General features: G+C 65.6%; 14 protein-coding genes. 2 read left to right on the top strand and 12 right to left on the bottom strand.

Annotation, left to right across the window (positions count from 1 at the left end; translation table 11 throughout):
* Window positions 1-198 precede the first annotated feature (198 nt).
* From ACTEK7_RS24690 to ACTEK7_RS24675, 4 genes are all read right to left on the bottom strand, one after another.
* Window positions 199-927, bottom strand: a complete 729-nt coding sequence (locus ACTEK7_RS24690) for a hypothetical protein (RefSeq protein ID WP_057027658.1) — start codon at window positions 925-927, stop codon at window positions 199-201.
* Between the two features lie 96 nt (window positions 928-1,023).
* Entirely contained in the window at window positions 1,024-1,518 is a 495-nt protein-coding gene (gene lspA, locus ACTEK7_RS24685) for a signal peptidase II (protein ID WP_036027098.1), read from the bottom strand.
* 10 nt (window positions 1,519-1,528) lie between these two features.
* Window positions 1,529-4,537, bottom strand: a complete 3,009-nt coding sequence (gene ileS / locus ACTEK7_RS24680; protein ID WP_225147362.1) for an isoleucine--tRNA ligase — start codon at window positions 4,535-4,537, stop codon at window positions 1,529-1,531.
* A gap of 202 nt (window positions 4,538-4,739) precedes the next feature.
* Entirely contained in the window at window positions 4,740-5,723 is a 984-nt protein-coding gene (locus ACTEK7_RS24675) for a bifunctional riboflavin kinase/FAD synthetase (protein ID WP_057027661.1), read from the bottom strand.
* Window positions 5,724-5,953: 230 nt separating this feature from the next.
* Between ACTEK7_RS24675 and ACTEK7_RS24670 the strand changes: the two genes are divergently transcribed.
* Complete coding sequence (locus tag ACTEK7_RS24670) at window positions 5,954-6,349, top strand: response regulator (RefSeq protein WP_008567674.1); 396 nt, start codon at window positions 5,954-5,956, stop codon at window positions 6,347-6,349.
* A 217-nt stretch (window positions 6,350-6,566) separates the two neighbouring features.
* On the opposite strand, the gene ACTEK7_RS24665 is transcribed toward ACTEK7_RS24670, so the two are convergent.
* Window positions 6,567-7,421, bottom strand: coding sequence for a TIGR01459 family HAD-type hydrolase (locus ACTEK7_RS24665; protein ID WP_036009268.1), 855 nt, complete (start codon window positions 7,419-7,421; stop codon window positions 6,567-6,569).
* Window positions 7,422-7,436: 15 nt separating this feature from the next.
* Window positions 7,437-8,915 carry an EAL domain-containing protein gene (locus tag ACTEK7_RS24660; RefSeq protein WP_109145327.1) on the bottom strand — a complete coding sequence of 493 codons (1,479 nt, stop codon included), beginning with the start codon at window positions 8,913-8,915 and terminating at the stop codon, window positions 7,437-7,439.
* 295 nt (window positions 8,916-9,210) lie between these two features.
* Here ACTEK7_RS24660 and ACTEK7_RS24655 point away from each other — a divergent pair, with 295 nt between their 5' ends.
* Window positions 9,211-10,050 carry a class I SAM-dependent methyltransferase gene (locus ACTEK7_RS24655; protein ID WP_225147363.1) on the top strand — a complete coding sequence of 280 codons (840 nt, stop codon included), beginning with the start codon at window positions 9,211-9,213 and terminating at the stop codon, window positions 10,048-10,050.
* Window positions 10,051-10,097: 47 nt separating this feature from the next.
* Here the strand turns inward: ACTEK7_RS24655 and ACTEK7_RS24650 are convergent, their stop codons facing one another.
* The 6 genes from ACTEK7_RS24650 to pgsA all read right to left on the bottom strand — a co-directional run bounded on the left by ACTEK7_RS24650 (window position 10,098) and on the right by pgsA (window position 14,199).
* On the bottom strand, window positions 10,098-11,228 hold the full coding sequence (locus ACTEK7_RS24650; RefSeq protein WP_036027106.1) for a YihY/virulence factor BrkB family protein: 1,131 nt from the start codon (window positions 11,226-11,228) through the stop codon (window positions 10,098-10,100).
* A complete protein-coding gene (locus tag ACTEK7_RS24645; protein WP_036009277.1) occupies window positions 11,228-11,812 on the bottom strand; it encodes a phage holin family protein in 585 nt (194 codons plus the stop codon). Before ACTEK7_RS24645 ends, ACTEK7_RS24650 begins: the two co-directional genes overlap by 1 nt.
* 90 nt (window positions 11,813-11,902) lie before the next feature.
* On the bottom strand, window positions 11,903-12,862 hold the full coding sequence (prmB, locus tag ACTEK7_RS24640) for a 50S ribosomal protein L3 N(5)-glutamine methyltransferase (RefSeq protein WP_036009280.1): 960 nt from the start codon (window positions 12,860-12,862) through the stop codon (window positions 11,903-11,905).
* Window positions 12,862-13,329 carry a molybdenum cofactor biosynthesis protein MoaE gene (locus tag ACTEK7_RS24635; RefSeq protein ID WP_036027112.1) on the bottom strand — a complete coding sequence of 156 codons (468 nt, stop codon included), beginning with the start codon at window positions 13,327-13,329 and terminating at the stop codon, window positions 12,862-12,864. Before ACTEK7_RS24635 ends, prmB begins: the two co-directional genes overlap by 1 nt.
* Before the next feature lie 4 nt (window positions 13,330-13,333).
* Window positions 13,334-13,585, bottom strand: a complete 252-nt coding sequence (gene moaD, locus ACTEK7_RS24630; protein WP_036009285.1) for a molybdopterin converting factor subunit 1 — start codon at window positions 13,583-13,585, stop codon at window positions 13,334-13,336.
* A complete protein-coding gene (gene pgsA / locus ACTEK7_RS24625) occupies window positions 13,582-14,199 on the bottom strand; it encodes a CDP-diacylglycerol--glycerol-3-phosphate 3-phosphatidyltransferase (protein WP_036009286.1) in 618 nt (205 codons plus the stop codon). Before pgsA ends, moaD begins: the two co-directional genes overlap by 4 nt.
* Between the last annotated feature and the right edge of the window lie 67 nt (window positions 14,200-14,266).

Here is a 14,266-nt window from a genome sequence, read left to right as displayed (position 1 = left end):
GGTTGTGAGGTGCCGAGCCCGGATCTCCGGCTCGGAGGGCACGGCAGGCTACACCGTGCGGCTGAGGCTTCGCGTCACGAAGCAGAGAACTCAACGCTTAGGCAAGTTACTGATAAGCAATTTTGAACGAGGTGGGCGGACATGCGCCGCCCGACCCTCGCTTCGCGTGGGTCAGAATGTCGCGACAGGACAGGAACGCTATTGTTCCTTTTCCTTGCCGGATCGGACGTCGAAATAGGTCCGCTTCGAATTATCCGGGCCGGCGCCGTAGGCGTAGTTCGGCGACGGCGTCTGATATCCCGGCGGCGGCTCCACCAGCGATTGGCGTGGCGGTTCCGACGTAAACTGCTTGGACTCGGGCCCGTTCCCTTTGAAGAGTTTCCACAGCCCTCCGGTATATCCGAGTTCGGCAGGGCTCATCGTCGGATTGGCCACGTTGGTGCCCGGCTGGACCGGGTCATTGCCGGTCTTTTCGGCGGCGGCCGTCCTATGGGCGTTCAACTCGGCGGGCGACAGCGGCTGGGCGTTCTTCCAGTACTCCGTTGCCTTGTTACCGGACTTCTTCCGCTGGGCGATGGCCTCCTTGCGGCGCTTCTCGTCGGGGTCCTTCGGCCAGTTCGGCGCAGCCGCGGCTTCGGCGGCGGCAGGCGGCGGCAGGTCGAGCTTGGGCGGCACGACCAGCGGCGAACGCTCGCGGTATTCGATGCCGGGTTTTTCCATGCTCCGGGCGCCAAGGCCGGTCATCAGGTTGTCGATGAGCTTCTCTTCGAAGGTCATGTCGTCGTCGTCGTCATCGTCGGCAGCACGGGCGCCACCGGTCGACATGACGAGGCCGATGCCGAGCGCGACGGCGGCCAATTTCAGTGCCCGCCAGCCCCCCGATTGGGAGCCCCGAACCATCGAACCGCTGGTCTTCGAGCTGCGCATCACCGTACCTGTTTCATATTGTAGCAGATTGCCGCCCACACGCGGCTTGACCCTTGCAAAAGCCGGGTTCCAGCTGCCGGTCCGTATCGGCCGGGATCAGGGCGCTTTTGCGGCGGGTACCCCCAGGAAGGAATCATACAATAGCGCTGCCACCCCAGCAACGATGGCCACGTCCGCGAGGTTAAACACATACCAATTATAGGTATTTCCGGCGATCTCGATGTGGAACAGGGCGAAATCCACCACCGCGCCATAGGCCAGGCGGTCGATGCCGTTGCCGATGGCGCCGCCGATGATCAGACCGAGCGCGACGGTCGCGAGCATGGTGTGCGAGCGGGCCATCCAGATCGCCAGCGCAACCACCGCGATCACTTTGACGGCCATCAGCGCGAGCTGCGCGGCCTGGCTGTCGTTCTGGAGCCAGCCGAAGCTGATGCCGATATTCCAGGCCAGCACCAGGTCGAAGAACGGCGTCACCCGCACTGCGCCGCGACGGGCGAGGTCGAACACGTTCAACAGCCAGAGCTTCGAGGCCTGGTCGGCCACGAGCGTGACCATGGCCGCGAGGATGCCGGCGCGGAGCGGGGTCATGGCGGACCGATCAGATGCTCACCCCCAGCGCCTTCCATTCGCGCAGCGCCTTGGCGTCGCGCGGGGTGACGTCGGGGTATTCGGCGTCTTCGCCGACCATCGGCGAGATCTTCCAGGAGCGGGCGCATTTGGTGCCGACCGCCTTCTCCACCACGACCGCGACGCCGGGGACGGCATCGAGGCGGAACGCCGAGGCCGGCGCCTCGCCCTCCCGCACCTCGTAGTTCGAGGTGATGCAGACTTCAGCCAGATCGATGTCGAACAAGGTCGCCAGCATGGCGCGATCGACGACATAGATTACCGGCGATGCCTCGAGCGAGGAGCCGATGTTCTTGGCGGCGCGTTCCAGCTCGAGTGCGCCGGTGACGACGCGACGCACGTTGCGGATCGTCTCCCATTTCGCGGCGAGCTTGTCGTCGCGCAAGGCTTCGAGATCGGTCGGGAACAGCGTTAGGTGCACGGACGATTCGGCGTCGGGCCGGTACATGCGCCACGCCTCCTCAGCAGTGAAGCTGAGGATCGGAGCCAGCCATTTCAGGATCGAAGCGCACAACAGGTCGATGGTCGTCAGCGCCGCCTTGCGCGTCAGTGACGAGGGCGGATCGCAATACAGCGTATCCTTGCGGATGTCGAAGTAGAAGGCGGAGAGCTCGCTGTTCAGGAAGGCCGACAGGATCGCGACCACGGTCTTGTAGTCGAACTCCCGGTAGGCCTTGCCGATCGCGGCGGCGCGACCTGAGAGCTCGTGCAGCATCAAGCGCTCGAGCTCGGGCATCTCGGCCGGCGCGATTGCATCGGCCGGCTTGTAATGATGCAGCGTCCCCAGCATCCAGCGCACGGTGTTGCGCAGCTTGCGATAAGTCTCGACGGTGTTCTTCAGGATCTCGGGGCCGATGCGCTGGTCGTCGGTATAGTCGCTCGACGCGACCCAGAGCCTTAAGATGTCGGCGCCAGATTCCTTGATGACGGCCTGCGGCTCGATGGTGTTGCCGAGCGACTTCGACATCTTGCGGCCGTCCTCGGCCTGGGTGAAGCCGTGGGTCAGCACGATGTCGTAAGGCGCGCGGCCACGCGTGCCGCAGCTTTCCAGCAGCGAGGAGTGGAACCAGCCGCGATGCTGGTCCGAGCCTTCCAGATACATCACCGTGTCGGCGCCGCCGTCGACCTTGCGCTTGATGCCGGCGAGCCCGGGAAACTGCACGGGATCTTCGAGCACGAAAGCGTGGGTGGAGCCGGAATCGAACCAAACGTCGAGAATGTCGTCGACCTTCTGCCAGTCTTCGTTCGCGCGGGGCCCGAGGAAGCGCTCGCGCGCGCCGGTCGCGTACCAGGCGTCGGCGCCCTCCTTCTCGAAGGCTTCATCGATGCGCGCATTGACGGCCTCGTCCTGGAGGATCTCGGCGGAGCCGTCGCCCTTCTCGCGCACGAACACGGCGATCGGCACCCCCCAGGCGCGCTGGCGCGAGATCACCCAGTCGGGGCGTGCCTCGATCATGCCGTTGATGCGGTTCTCGCCGGACGGCGGCACCCATTGCGTCACCGAGATCGCCTGCAGCGCGCGGGCGCGCAGCGTGTCGCCGCTCTTCGTCTTGCCGCCCACCGCGATGTCCTTGTCCATCGCAATGAACCATTGCGGTGTGTTGCGGAAGATCACCGGCTTCTTGGAGCGCCAGGAGTGCGGATATTGATGCTTCAGCCGGCCGCGGGCGAGCAGCATGCCTTTCTCGACGAGCGCCTTGATCACGGCCTCGTTGGCATCGCCCTTCTCGCCCTTGTCGGTGATGACGCGCTTGCCGGCAAAGCCCGGCGCATGATCGGTGTAGGCGCCGTTCTCGTCGACGGTGTAGGGGATGGCGGTGTTGATGCCGCGCGCGTCGAGATCGCGCGCCTCTGCCATCCAGACATCGAAGTCCTCGCGGCCATGGCCGGGCGCCGTGTGCACGAAGCCGGTGCCGGTGTCGTCGGTGACATGGTCGCCAGGCAGCAGCGGCACGATGAAGTCGTAGCCACCGCCGACGCCCTTGAGCGGATGGGCACACTCGATCGCGTCCATGGTGTCGCCGGGGACATCGCGGACCTTCTCATAAGCCGTCACGCGCGCCTGCTTGAAGACGTCTTGCGCGAGCGCATCGGCGAGGATGAGGAGGTCGCCGTTCCTGGCCCAATTGTCGGCGGGGGCGTCCGTCACCTTGTAGAGGCCATAAGCGATCTTCGGCGAGAACGAGATGGCGCGATTGCCCGGCAGCGTCCAGGGCGTGGTGGTCCAGATCACGACGCTCGCCGAGGCGAGCGCACCGTGCGCGGGCGAGGTCACCGGGAATTTCACCCAGACCGTATCGGACGTGTGGTCCTCGTACTCCACCTCGGCTTCGGCCAGCGCGGTCTTCTCGACCACGCTCCACATCACCGGCTTGGAGCCGCGATAGAGCGTGCCGTTTGCGGCAAACTTCATCAGCTCGCGCGCGATCTGGGCTTCGGCCGGATAGCTCATGGTGGCGTAGGGATGGTCCCAATCGCCGATCACGCCGAGGCGCTTGAACTCCTCGCGCTGCACGCCGAGCCAGTGCGTGGCATAGGCGCGGCACTCCCGACGGAAATCGATCATCGCGGCGCTGTCGCGGAAGTCGGGCTTCTGCTTGCCCTTCTTGCGATAATGCTCCTCCTCGACCTTCCACTCGATCGGCAGGCCGTGGCAGTCCCAGCCCGGCACGTAGTTGGAATCGAAGCCGAGCATCTGCTGGCTCTTGGTGACGAGATCCTTCAGGATCTTGTTCAGCGCCGTGCCGATATGGATGTTGCCGTTGGCGTAGGGCGGGCCGTCATGCAACACGAACTTGGCGCGGCCCTTCGCACTCTGGCGCAGCTTCTCGTAGAGGCCGATCTCGTACCAGCGCTTGAGGATCTCCGGCTCGCGCTGCGGCAGCCCGGCGCGCATCGGGAATTCGGTCTGCGGCAGGAACAGGGTCTTCGAATAGTCCTTGGCTTCAGACTTTTGGGACTTTTGCGGCTTTTCGGACATGAGGCTGACTGGCTCGGAAGGGCGCGGGAACGGATGGCGATGCAAAATCGCGGGTGAAACGACGAAATCCCGGTCTTGCGCCGAGCCTTCAGGCTCAGGCGGAAGCCGGGCCGCTAATCCCTATGATGCGCCGCGCAAACATGGGCTCTCCATAGCAGGGGGGCGGAGGAAGCGCAAAGGTCCGGGGGCCCGGTTTCGCCTCTCAATCGATCACGCCCAGGCGCGGAAACGCGTCCGGGGCGGCGGCGAGCATGGCGCGGGCGCGGGCGGAATCGTCGTCCATCTGGTGAATCAGGGCCTCTAGACCATCGAATTTCAGCTCATCGCGGATGAAGCCGATGAAGGCGCAGTCGAGCGCCTGCCCGTAGAGGTCGCCCTTGAAGTCGAACAGGAAGATTTCGAGCAGCGGGGCGCCATTGTCGAAGGTCGGGCGACGGCCGAAGCTGGCCACGCCATCCAGACGCACCTGAGCCTTTCCCTGGCCGCGGCCGACCCGGACCGCGTAGATGCCGTGCTTGAGGCCGCAATTGGCGTCCAGGCGGATGTTGGCGGTGGGATAGCCGAGCTCGCGGCCGCGCTTCTCGCCGTGGATGACCTCGCCGGTGATGAACCAGGGCGCGCCCAGCATGGTCGTGGCCTCGTCGAGCTGGCCCTCGGCGAGGGCGATCCGGATCGCGCTGGAGGAGACCGGCCGCTCGTCGATATCGACATGCGGCTGGACGTCGACTTCGATGCCGAGCCGGGGCGCCTCGTTGACCAGGAGGCTCGGGGAGCCGACGCGACCCTTGCCGAAATGGAAGTCGTAGCCGACCGCGATGCCGCTGACGCCGAGCCGCCCGATCAGGTCATGGTGAATGAAATCTTGCGCGCTGGTTCCGGCACGGGCCTTGTCAAAGGTCATGACAACGGCGCCGGCAAGCCCGGTACCGGCCAGAAGCCGCAGCTTGGCCCGCTCGTCCGTCAGGCGGAATTGCGGGGTGTTGGGGCTGAAGAACCGTCGCGGATGCGGCTCGAAGGTCAAGGCCAGCGCAGGCCGGCCATGCGCCCTGCCCATCTCCAGGGCAGCCGCGATGACGGCGCGATGGCCGAGATGCACGCCGTCGAAATTGCCCATGGCAACCACGGCGCCCCTCGGAATCGCGGAATCCGGCGTTGTATCGCGGATGACGGTAAAAGGCGGAGCCATCAGGGGAATTCTCGAACCGGGCAGGACCGGCCCGGACCGTGGCGCGACCGGCACCGCGAAGTCAAGCGGCGGGGCGGGCAGACATTGAACACGATTTCAAGCCTTCGGAGCTGACCGCAGTTAACGCGCTGTTTAAGGCCTTGGTGCTAGTCCTTGAGGCGTGGAACTGCCGGGCGCCGGCCTGGCAGGTCCGATCGTAATATTCCTGGGTTTGCGTTGGGGGAGTCGAGATGGCGGTTGATTTGTCGATGCCGGTTCTGGTGGTGGATGACTACAGCACCATGATCCGTATCATCCGGAATCTGCTGAAGCAGCTTGGCTTCGAGAATATCGATGATGCCAGCGACGGTTCGGCAGCGCTGAACAAGATGCGCGGCAAGAAGTACGGGCTCGTGATCTCCGACTGGAACATGGAGCCGATGACGGGCTACGACCTCTTGCGCGAAGTCCGCGCGGATCCGAACCTCGCCACCACGCCCTTCATCATGATCACGGCCGAATCCAAGACCGAGAACGTGATCGCGGCCAAGAAGGCCGGCGTGAACAACTACATCGTCAAGCCATTCAATGCGGCGACGCTGAAGACCAAGATCGAGGCGGTCTTCCCGGACATGGCGAGCGCGTAAGGGCGCTCTTCGCCGGACAACAATTTTCCGTTTGGAACGTCATGCCCGGGCTTGTCCCGGGCATCCACGTTCTTGGATGCAAAAAAAGGAAGACGTGGATGGCCGGGTCATAGGCGAGCGCAAGCGACGCCGTCCTTCGGACGGCTATGCCCGGCCATGACGGCGTCTGAGGCTTGCCATTTGGTCTAAGTCCATTGCAGCTGCGCGCGCTCCGCCGTCACCACTTCAATTCGCGCATCAGCGCCTTCGGCGGGTGGCCGAACAGCTCCATCACCGAATTGGGGTCGAGCTGGTCGAGGCCCTCGAACTCCTCGGCATGGATGCCGCGGGTGACGAACAGGCAGTCGATGCCGAATTCGCGGGCGCCGGTTAAGTCGGTGCGGACGGAATCGCCGATCGCCAGCACCTTTTTCCGGTCGATCTGGTAGCCTTGGCGTTCGCCGGCGAGCGCCATGGCGCGCTCGTAGATCGGCCGGTGCGGCTTGCCGTAGAAGATCACCTCGCCGCCGAGCTCGCGGTAGAGCTCGGCGATGGCGCCGGCGCAGTAGATCAACCGGTCGCCGCGTTCCACCACGATGTCGGGGTTGGCGCAGACCAGCGTCAGCTTGCGCTCGCGCGCCTGCAGCATCATGCCGCGATAGTCTTCCGCCGTCTCGGTCTCGTCGTCGTAGAGGCCGGTGCAGACGATGTAATCGGCTTGCTCCAGCGGCGCGGTCACCGCATCGAGGCCGCGATAGATCGAGTTGTCGCGCTCGGGGCCGAGCCAGAACATCTTGCGGCCGGGATGCTCGGCGACGTAGAGCCGGGTCAGGTCGCCTGAAGATACGATCGCGTCATAGGTCTCATCGGGGACGCCGAGCTTGCGCAATTGCCGCTGCACGGAGTCGGCAGGGCGCGGTGCGTTGGTGATCAGGATTACCGTACCGCCCCGGCTGCGATAGGTGTGCAGCGCCTCGCAAGCTTCGGGGAAGGATTCCAGCCCGTTATGGACCACGCCCCAGATATCGCTGAGCACGACCTCCACGCCGCCCACGAGCTCGCGTAGGCCTTCGGCAAAATGCAGCGCGGTCATGACGTGCGCGGCCGATCAGATGCGGCGCGCGAGCGCTGCGTTTCCGGTGATGCGTTGGGGCGGAGGCGCCGAAGAGGTCGCGCCTGAGCTGGGTGTGGCGGAGCCATTGGATCCCTGAATGTCCTGCGCCTGGTTCGGCGAGGCCCCGCCGGTAGCAGATGCCCCCTCGGGCCGCAATGGCCGGGGCGGCGCGAACAGGAACCCTTGGCCGAACCGCACGTCATAGTCGAGCAGGTCGACCACGGCGCGCTCGCCTTCGATCCGTTCGGCGATCAGGTCGATGCCGAAGCGGCCGAGCAGGTCGGAGAGGTCGGACGGGTGGATGTCGGAGGCGGAGGCCTGCTTGGGATCGAGCAGCAGCGCGGCCGGCACCTTGATGAAGCGAACCCCGCGATCGGCCAGCTCGCGCGGTTCGATGCGCAAATCCGTGACATGGTCGATGGAGAAACGGAAGCCGCGCTGGGCGAGCGCCGCGAGGTTCTCGGTCTCGGCGGGGCCGAGATTGCGGAAGGTCGACTGCTTGAACTCCAGCACCAGCGAGGGCGCCAGCGCGCGGTTGGCTTCCAGGAAATCGAGACATTGCGCGAAGGTGGTGGAATTGCCCAGCGTGGACGCCGCGACGTTGCAGAACACGCCGACGTCCTTGTTGCGCACCATCAGGCGCCGCAGCACCTGCACGCATCGCAGCATCACCATGTTGTCGATGCGCCCGATCAGGCCCGAGGCTTCCGCGATGCTGATGAACTCTTCGGCGGCGATCAGCTGGTCGCGCTCGTCGCGCAGGCGCGTCACCGCCTCGTAGAACCGCACCTTGCGCTGCGGCAGCGTGACCATCGGCTGCAGGAAGATATCGATGCGGTTCTCGTCGACCGCATTGCGCAGCGTCGCCAGCAATTGGGTCTGGTTGCGTCCATTGGCGGTCTGAACCGGGGGGGCGGCCTGGACCTGCACCGTCGGCGGCGCCGGCCGTAGCGGGGGCTGCGGAAGCGGAGGAGGAGCGAGCGGCTTCTCCTCGAACGGGGCAGCCAGATCGATCGGCGTTTCCGGCTCGGGCCTTGAGACCGGGGCGGGTGCGGGGGCCGACGCGTGGCCGGCGAGCAGATCCTCATGGGCCGCCACGGTGGTGGCGAGCTGCCTGACCAATCCGCCAAGTTCGTTGATCTCGCCGATGACCGACTGGATGCGGTCGGAATTGGTCGAATTGGACGCGGCGATGCGGCTCTCGACCGCAGCCAGCCGGCGGCCGAACTCGGCCACCTGGCGGGCGAGGTCGGCGGTGCCGCGCGAGAGATCGGCGATCTGGCCGCCGACGTCGCTGCGGTCGCGCAGCCGCATCGACACCGCGTTGTAGAGGATCAGGAAAGTCAGCGCGGTCAGCGCCACGATCGCCGATTCCGTTCCGCTGATGCCAGCGACCGAATAGAGCACGAGCCCGAGCGAGGCCGCGACCAGGACCATGCAGATGGCGATGAAGATCGTCGAAATGCGAATCATGCCGCGCGTTATGCCTTTAAGAGCTGACTGCCTCACCCGGGGAAAACACGGGTCGCTCGACCTCGTCACGCCTCATGCTCCCCCAAGCTTCGATCAGCCTAACATCATTGTTGATTCGAGGGGATAGGACTGTGTCGGAGCCTATTCAGGCCCGCGCGCCCAAAGCGCTTCGTCACACGTCTGCCGGCTCAGGTGCGGAAATCAAGACGCTCTCAGCGGAAAATCATGCCGTCCTCAAGGCCAGCGCGCCGCATGCGTCCTATCGTCCCGGCGTTTTCAACCGCAGGAGATTGCCATGTCGACATCCGCCGCGCTCAAGCCAGCCGCCCCCCAACCTGATCTTGCCGCCGTCAAGCAGCGCCAGCACGGCGCCTGGTCGTCCGGCGATTATGCCGTGGTCGGCACCACCTTGCAGATCGTCGGGGAACAGCTCTGCGAGGCCATCGACCTGCGCGCCGGCAGCAAGGTGCTGGACGTCGCAGCCGGCAACGGCAATGCGACGCTGGCGGCGGCGCGGCGCTGGTGTGACGTCACATCCACCGACTACGTGCCGGCGCTGCTCAAGCGCGGGCGCGAGCGCGCCATGGCCGAACACCTCGCCGTCGAGTTCCGCGAAGCGGATGCCGAGGCGCTGCCGTTTGCGGATGCCGCCTTCGACGTCGTGCTCTCGACTTTCGGCGTGATGTTCACACCGGATCAGGACAAGGCCGCTTCCGAGCTCGCGCGGGTCTGCAGATCCGGCGGCAAGATCGGCCTTGCCAACTGGACGCCGCAAGGCTTCATCGGCCAGCTGTTCAAGACCATCGGCAAGCATTTGCCGCCCCCGGCGGGCGTGAAATCGCCCGCCATGTGGGGCACACCGGCACGGCTCGAGGAGATGTTCGGCGGCGTGGCCGCGGAGATCGCCGCCGAGCCGCGCATGTTCGTGTTCCGCTATCGTTCGCCGGACCACTGGCTCGACATCTTCAAGACCTACTACGGTCCCACGCTGAAGGCGTTTGCCGCGCTCGACGCAAGCGGCCAGGCCGCGCTGACGCGCGATCTCCTGACGCTGCTCGAAGAGTTCAACCACGCCGATGACGGCACGATCGTGGTGCACAGCGAATATCTGGAAGCCGTGATAACCAAGCGCTGATCGCGCCTGGGATGCGGTCGGGCCAGCTTCGGCCCGACCGCCACCGATCAAAATGGCGCGGTGGCGCCGACGGTGTCGGCGGAGACGGCGTCCCGGGTGCCGAGCGGCTTCGCCCGCCCGGTGGTGGTATCGCGCAGCGTCTGCCGCTCGATCTCCGAATTCAGCTCGGCGCCGAACATGATGACGATCGCCGACATCCACATCCACGTCATCAGGCCGATCGCCGCGCCCAGCGAGCCGTAGGTTGCGTTGTAATTGGCGAATTCCGAGAGATACCAGGACAGCAGGGCAGAGCCCGCGATCCAGAGAATCGCGGCAATCACGGCGCCGAGGCTCAGCCATTGCCAGCGCGGCGCATCGCGGCTCGGCGCGAAGCGATAGAGGATGGCGAGTGCGACCAGCAGGATGATGAACAGCAGCGGCCATCGTGCCAGCGCCACGATCAGCTTGCTTTCCGGCGCCATGCCGAGATGATTGAGCGCAAGCGGGAAGGCGACGACGGCTCCCACCATCAACAGCAGCGCCACGATGCCGCCGACGGTGAAGGCCAGCGAGACCATGTTCAGCCGGATGAAGCTGCGCTTCTCGCGTTCCTCATAGGCGACGTTGAGGGCGTCGAAGATCGCCTTGACGCCGGCATTGGCGCTCCAGATCGCAAGCAGCAGGCCGACCAGGAAGGTGACGCCGAGCGTCGCATTGCCGTTCGACACCACGCGCGCGACCTGGTCCTCGACGATCTGGAACGAGCCCTCCGGCAGCATGGTCGCAAGCGTGTGCAGATTGGCGCTGATCGTGGCGGGATCGGCGAACAGGGCATAAGAGGAGACGAGCGCGGTGACTGCGGGGAAGAGCGCGAGCAGCCCGAAGAAGACGACGCCGCCCGCCGTCGCGAGCAGGCGATCCTCGTCGATGCGTTGATAGGTCCGCCAGAAAATGTCCTTCCAGCCAGCCCAGGGGATCTCGAACGGGCTTTTCGCCCGGCGGCCGCGGCCCGGCTGCATCGCCGCACCGGCCGGGTGCGTTTCCGGGGAATTCGCTTCGCCCTTGCGGTGGTGTTGCGGAGGCCCGGGCCTCGCCAGGCCGGAATCCTGAAAGTAGCGCTCCGCGGTCAGCACGAACACGGCCGTTGCCGCCACCAGCAGCCAGGAGTCGATCTGTTCGGGGCGCCGCGCCAGCATCACGCCTCCAGACTATGCCTGTTGCGTCGCCGCCGGGCGGCCGTCAGCCCGACCAGGCCGACCGCCGCGAGCATCAGGCCGAGCTGCACGGGACGGTTGGCGCGAGCCGGCCAGGTCTTGATGCCACCGCGCTCGCCCGGTGCGAGCGGCGCGAGGGGAATCGTCGTTGCGACCTCCTTCACCGCCTCCTTGACCGTTCCACGCGGGATCCGGGGCGTGGCGATCGCCACGCGCAGACGGCTCGCGAGCGGCACGACCGGCTTGGCCTTGCGTTTCATCTGGGCCATGGCCACCCCGGCACAGACCGCAGCCAGCACCAGCAGCACTGCGGCGACGGCGCCAAATCCCCAGAACTGCCCGTAGGTGATCCCGACCCAACGGTACAAGGCGATCAGGCCGACGAAGAATGCCGCGACAACGAACAGGCCGGCGACCGCGAACAGCCCGCCGGCCACCGCGTAGGATGTCACCTTGCCTGTGGCCTGGCTGGTCTGGTCACGCAGATAGGATTGAGCAGCGCGTTTGACGTGATTGAGCTTGAGCGCCATCCCGGCGCGCAGCAATTCGCCCGATGGCGCGAGCATGCGGACATCCTCCCAAGCGAGAAAATTCATCGGGGGATGAACGTGGCGATATTTGACTTGTTCCGACGGAGCGTGATCGGCCGCGATGAATCAGCCGAGATCGGCGGCCGCGATCCAGAACACCTCGCCCTCGGAATCTTCGGTGTCCAGCCAGAGCAGCGGCAGTTCCGGAAAGGCCTCGTCGACCAGCTCGCGGCCGCGGCCGATCTCGCAAATCAGCCCGCCATCCGCCGTCAGGTGGTCGGGCGCATCGCGTAGGATCCGGCGCACCACGTCGAGACCGTCGGCGCCACCATCGAAGGCGAGCTTCGGCTCGGCCCGGCACTCCGGCGGCAATGCCGCCATGCCCTCGGCGTCGACGTAGGGCGGGTTGGTGATGATCAGGTCGTATCTATTGCCGCCGAGAGGGGCGAACAGATCGCCGCGATACAGGCTGATGCGGTCCTCGAGCCCGTATTCGCCGACATTGCGCGCAGCGACCTCGAGCGCGCCCTTGGAGATGTCGACGGCGTCGATGGTGGCGTTCGGGAAATGATGCGCGGCGAGGATCGCAAGGCATCCCGAGCCCGTGCAGAGATCGAGCACGCGCTCGACCGCCGTCGGGTCGTCGATCAGCGATCCGGCCTCGCCGTGGGCGCCGAAATGCGACTCCAGGAGCTCGCCGATGAAGGAGCGCGGAACGATGACGCGCTCGTCGACATAGAAGGGCAGGCCGCGCATGTAGATCTTGTTGACGAGATAGGCGGCCGGTTTGCGCGTCGTGACGCGCTGATGGATGAGGTCAAGGAGGGTCTTGCCTTCCGCGGCGCTGACGCGCGCGTTGGCGAAGATCTCGAACTGGTCGGGATTGAGATGCAGCGCCTCGCAGACCAGGAACGCGGCTTCCGCGACGGGGTCGGTCGTGCCATGAGCAAAGGAAAGCTTGGCCTCGACGAAGCGGCTCACCGCATAGCGGACGAAGTCGAGCAGCGTGAGAAGCTCGCCGGGTCCCACCTTCGCGAGGTTAGGCGCGGCGCGGCCGCGCGCGGTCTTTTTCGTTGGCTTGGCCATCAGGATTTGGTCCAGCGTGCGGCGGCTTCGTCGTCACGGGCATGGGCCTCGACCCAGCCGGTGCCGGTGGCGCTCTCTTCCTTCTTCCAGAACGGCGCGCTGGTCTTGAGATAGTCCATCAGGAACTCGGCGGCCTGGAACGCCGCCTGTCGGTGCTGCGAGGCGGTCACCACCAGCACGATGTTCTGGCCCGGCATCAAGCGGCCGACGCGGTGAATCACCGTGATGCCGTTGAGCGGCCAGCGCGAGACGGCCTCGTCGGCGTGGCGCCTGATCTCTTCCTCCGCCATGCCGGGGTAATGTTCGAGCGTCAGCGCGGCGACCGTGGCGCTGTCCTCGTCGGCGCGGCAGATGCCGGAAAATGTCACCACAGCGCCGATATCCGTCCGGCTGCTCGTCAGGACCGAGATCTCGCGCGCGATGTCGAAATCGTCTTCCTGGATACGGATGGTGACGGGGCAGGTCATGAGGCTAGCCGCCGGTCATGGGCGGGAAGAACGCGATCTCGCGGGCGCCTGCGATGGCGGCGTCCTGCTTGACGTGAGCGCGGTCGATCGCGGCGCGGATCACCTTCGGCTTCTCGAACGCGTACGCATAGGCTTCGCTTTGGCCGGAGAGCCAGGCGATCAGCTCCTCGACGGTGCGCACGCTCGCGGGAGGCTCGATCGTCTCTTCGGCCTTGCCGACGCGCTCGCGCACCCAGGCGAAATACTTCACCTTCATCCCTCGTCCTCCTTGATGAGGTGATGGATGCCGGCGCGGAAATAGTCGTAGCCGGTGTACATGGTGAGGATCGCCGAAGCCCACAGCAGTGCGAGCCCAATCATCGAGACCACCGGCACCACCTGATCGCCGGCTGGGCCGGCGATCAGGAAGCCGATCGCAACCAGCTGGACCGTGGTTTTCCACTTCGCAAGCTTGGTCACGGGCACGCTGACACGGAGCGCAGCCAGATATTCGCGCAGGCCCGAGACCAGGATCTCGCGGCACAGGATCACGATGGCGGCCCATAGCGACCAGCCGTGAATGATGCCGTCCGCGGCCAGCATCAACAGGCAGGAGGCGACCAGCAGCTTGTCGGCGATCGGATCGAGCATGCGGCCGAAAGCCGATTGCTGATTCCAGATCCGCGCGTAGTAGCCGTCGAGGTAATCAGTCACCCCTGCGGCGATGAAAAGGGCGACCGCGAGCCAGCGCAGCCAGAGCGGCTGATCCAGAATCGACTGCGCATAGATGCATCCGACCACGACCGGGATCGCGGCGATCCGGCCATAGGTCAGGATGTTGGGGAGGGACATCGCGCGGCTGGTCGTCCCTCGTGTGGTGGCGATGTTCATCCGTCCTACCAATACCGCTGCTGCCTGAACGTCAACCGTCCCGCGCCCCAAATGAGGTGCGGACACG

It is taken from the genome of Bradyrhizobium sp. JHI2711, from assembly GCF_056156565.1.
This window is presented reverse-complemented; position numbering and strand designations above follow the sequence as displayed.

Coding starts and splice junctions, on each gene's coding strand:
- lspA (WP_036027098.1), bottom strand. CDS start 1,518: ATGACCCCGCTCCGCGCCGGCATCCTCGCGGCCATGGTCACGCTCGTG.
- ACTEK7_RS24675 (WP_057027661.1), bottom strand. CDS start 5,723: ATGGCTCCGCCTTTTACCGTCATCCGCGATACAACGCCGGATTCCGCG.
- ileS (WP_225147362.1), bottom strand. CDS start 4,537: ATGTCCGAAAAGCCGCAAAAGTCCCAAAAGTCTGAAGCCAAGGACTAT.
- ACTEK7_RS24635 (WP_036027112.1), bottom strand. CDS start 13,329: ATGACCTGCCCCGTCACCATCCGTATCCAGGAAGACGATTTCGACATC.
- moaD (WP_036009285.1), bottom strand. CDS start 13,585: ATGAAGGTGAAGTATTTCGCCTGGGTGCGCGAGCGCGTCGGCAAGGCC.
- ACTEK7_RS24665 (WP_036009268.1), bottom strand. CDS start 7,421: ATGACCGCGCTGCATTTTGCCGAAGGCCTACGCGAGCTCGTGGGCGGC.
- ACTEK7_RS24690 (WP_057027658.1), bottom strand. CDS start 927: ATGCGCAGCTCGAAGACCAGCGGTTCGATGGTTCGGGGCTCCCAATCG.
- ACTEK7_RS24660 (WP_109145327.1), bottom strand. CDS start 8,915: ATGATTCGCATTTCGACGATCTTCATCGCCATCTGCATGGTCCTGGTC.
- ACTEK7_RS24655 (WP_225147363.1), top strand. CDS start 9,211: ATGTCGACATCCGCCGCGCTCAAGCCAGCCGCCCCCCAACCTGATCTT.
- ACTEK7_RS24670 (WP_008567674.1), top strand. CDS start 5,954: ATGGCGGTTGATTTGTCGATGCCGGTTCTGGTGGTGGATGACTACAGC.
- ACTEK7_RS24650 (WP_036027106.1), bottom strand. CDS start 11,228: ATGCTGGCGCGGCGCCCCGAACAGATCGACTCCTGGCTGCTGGTGGCG.
- ACTEK7_RS24645 (WP_036009277.1), bottom strand. CDS start 11,812: ATGCTCGCGCCATCGGGCGAATTGCTGCGCGCCGGGATGGCGCTCAAG.
- pgsA (WP_036009286.1), bottom strand. CDS start 14,199: ATGAACATCGCCACCACACGAGGGACGACCAGCCGCGCGATGTCCCTC.
- prmB (WP_036009280.1), bottom strand. CDS start 12,862: ATGGCCAAGCCAACGAAAAAGACCGCGCGCGGCCGCGCCGCGCCTAAC.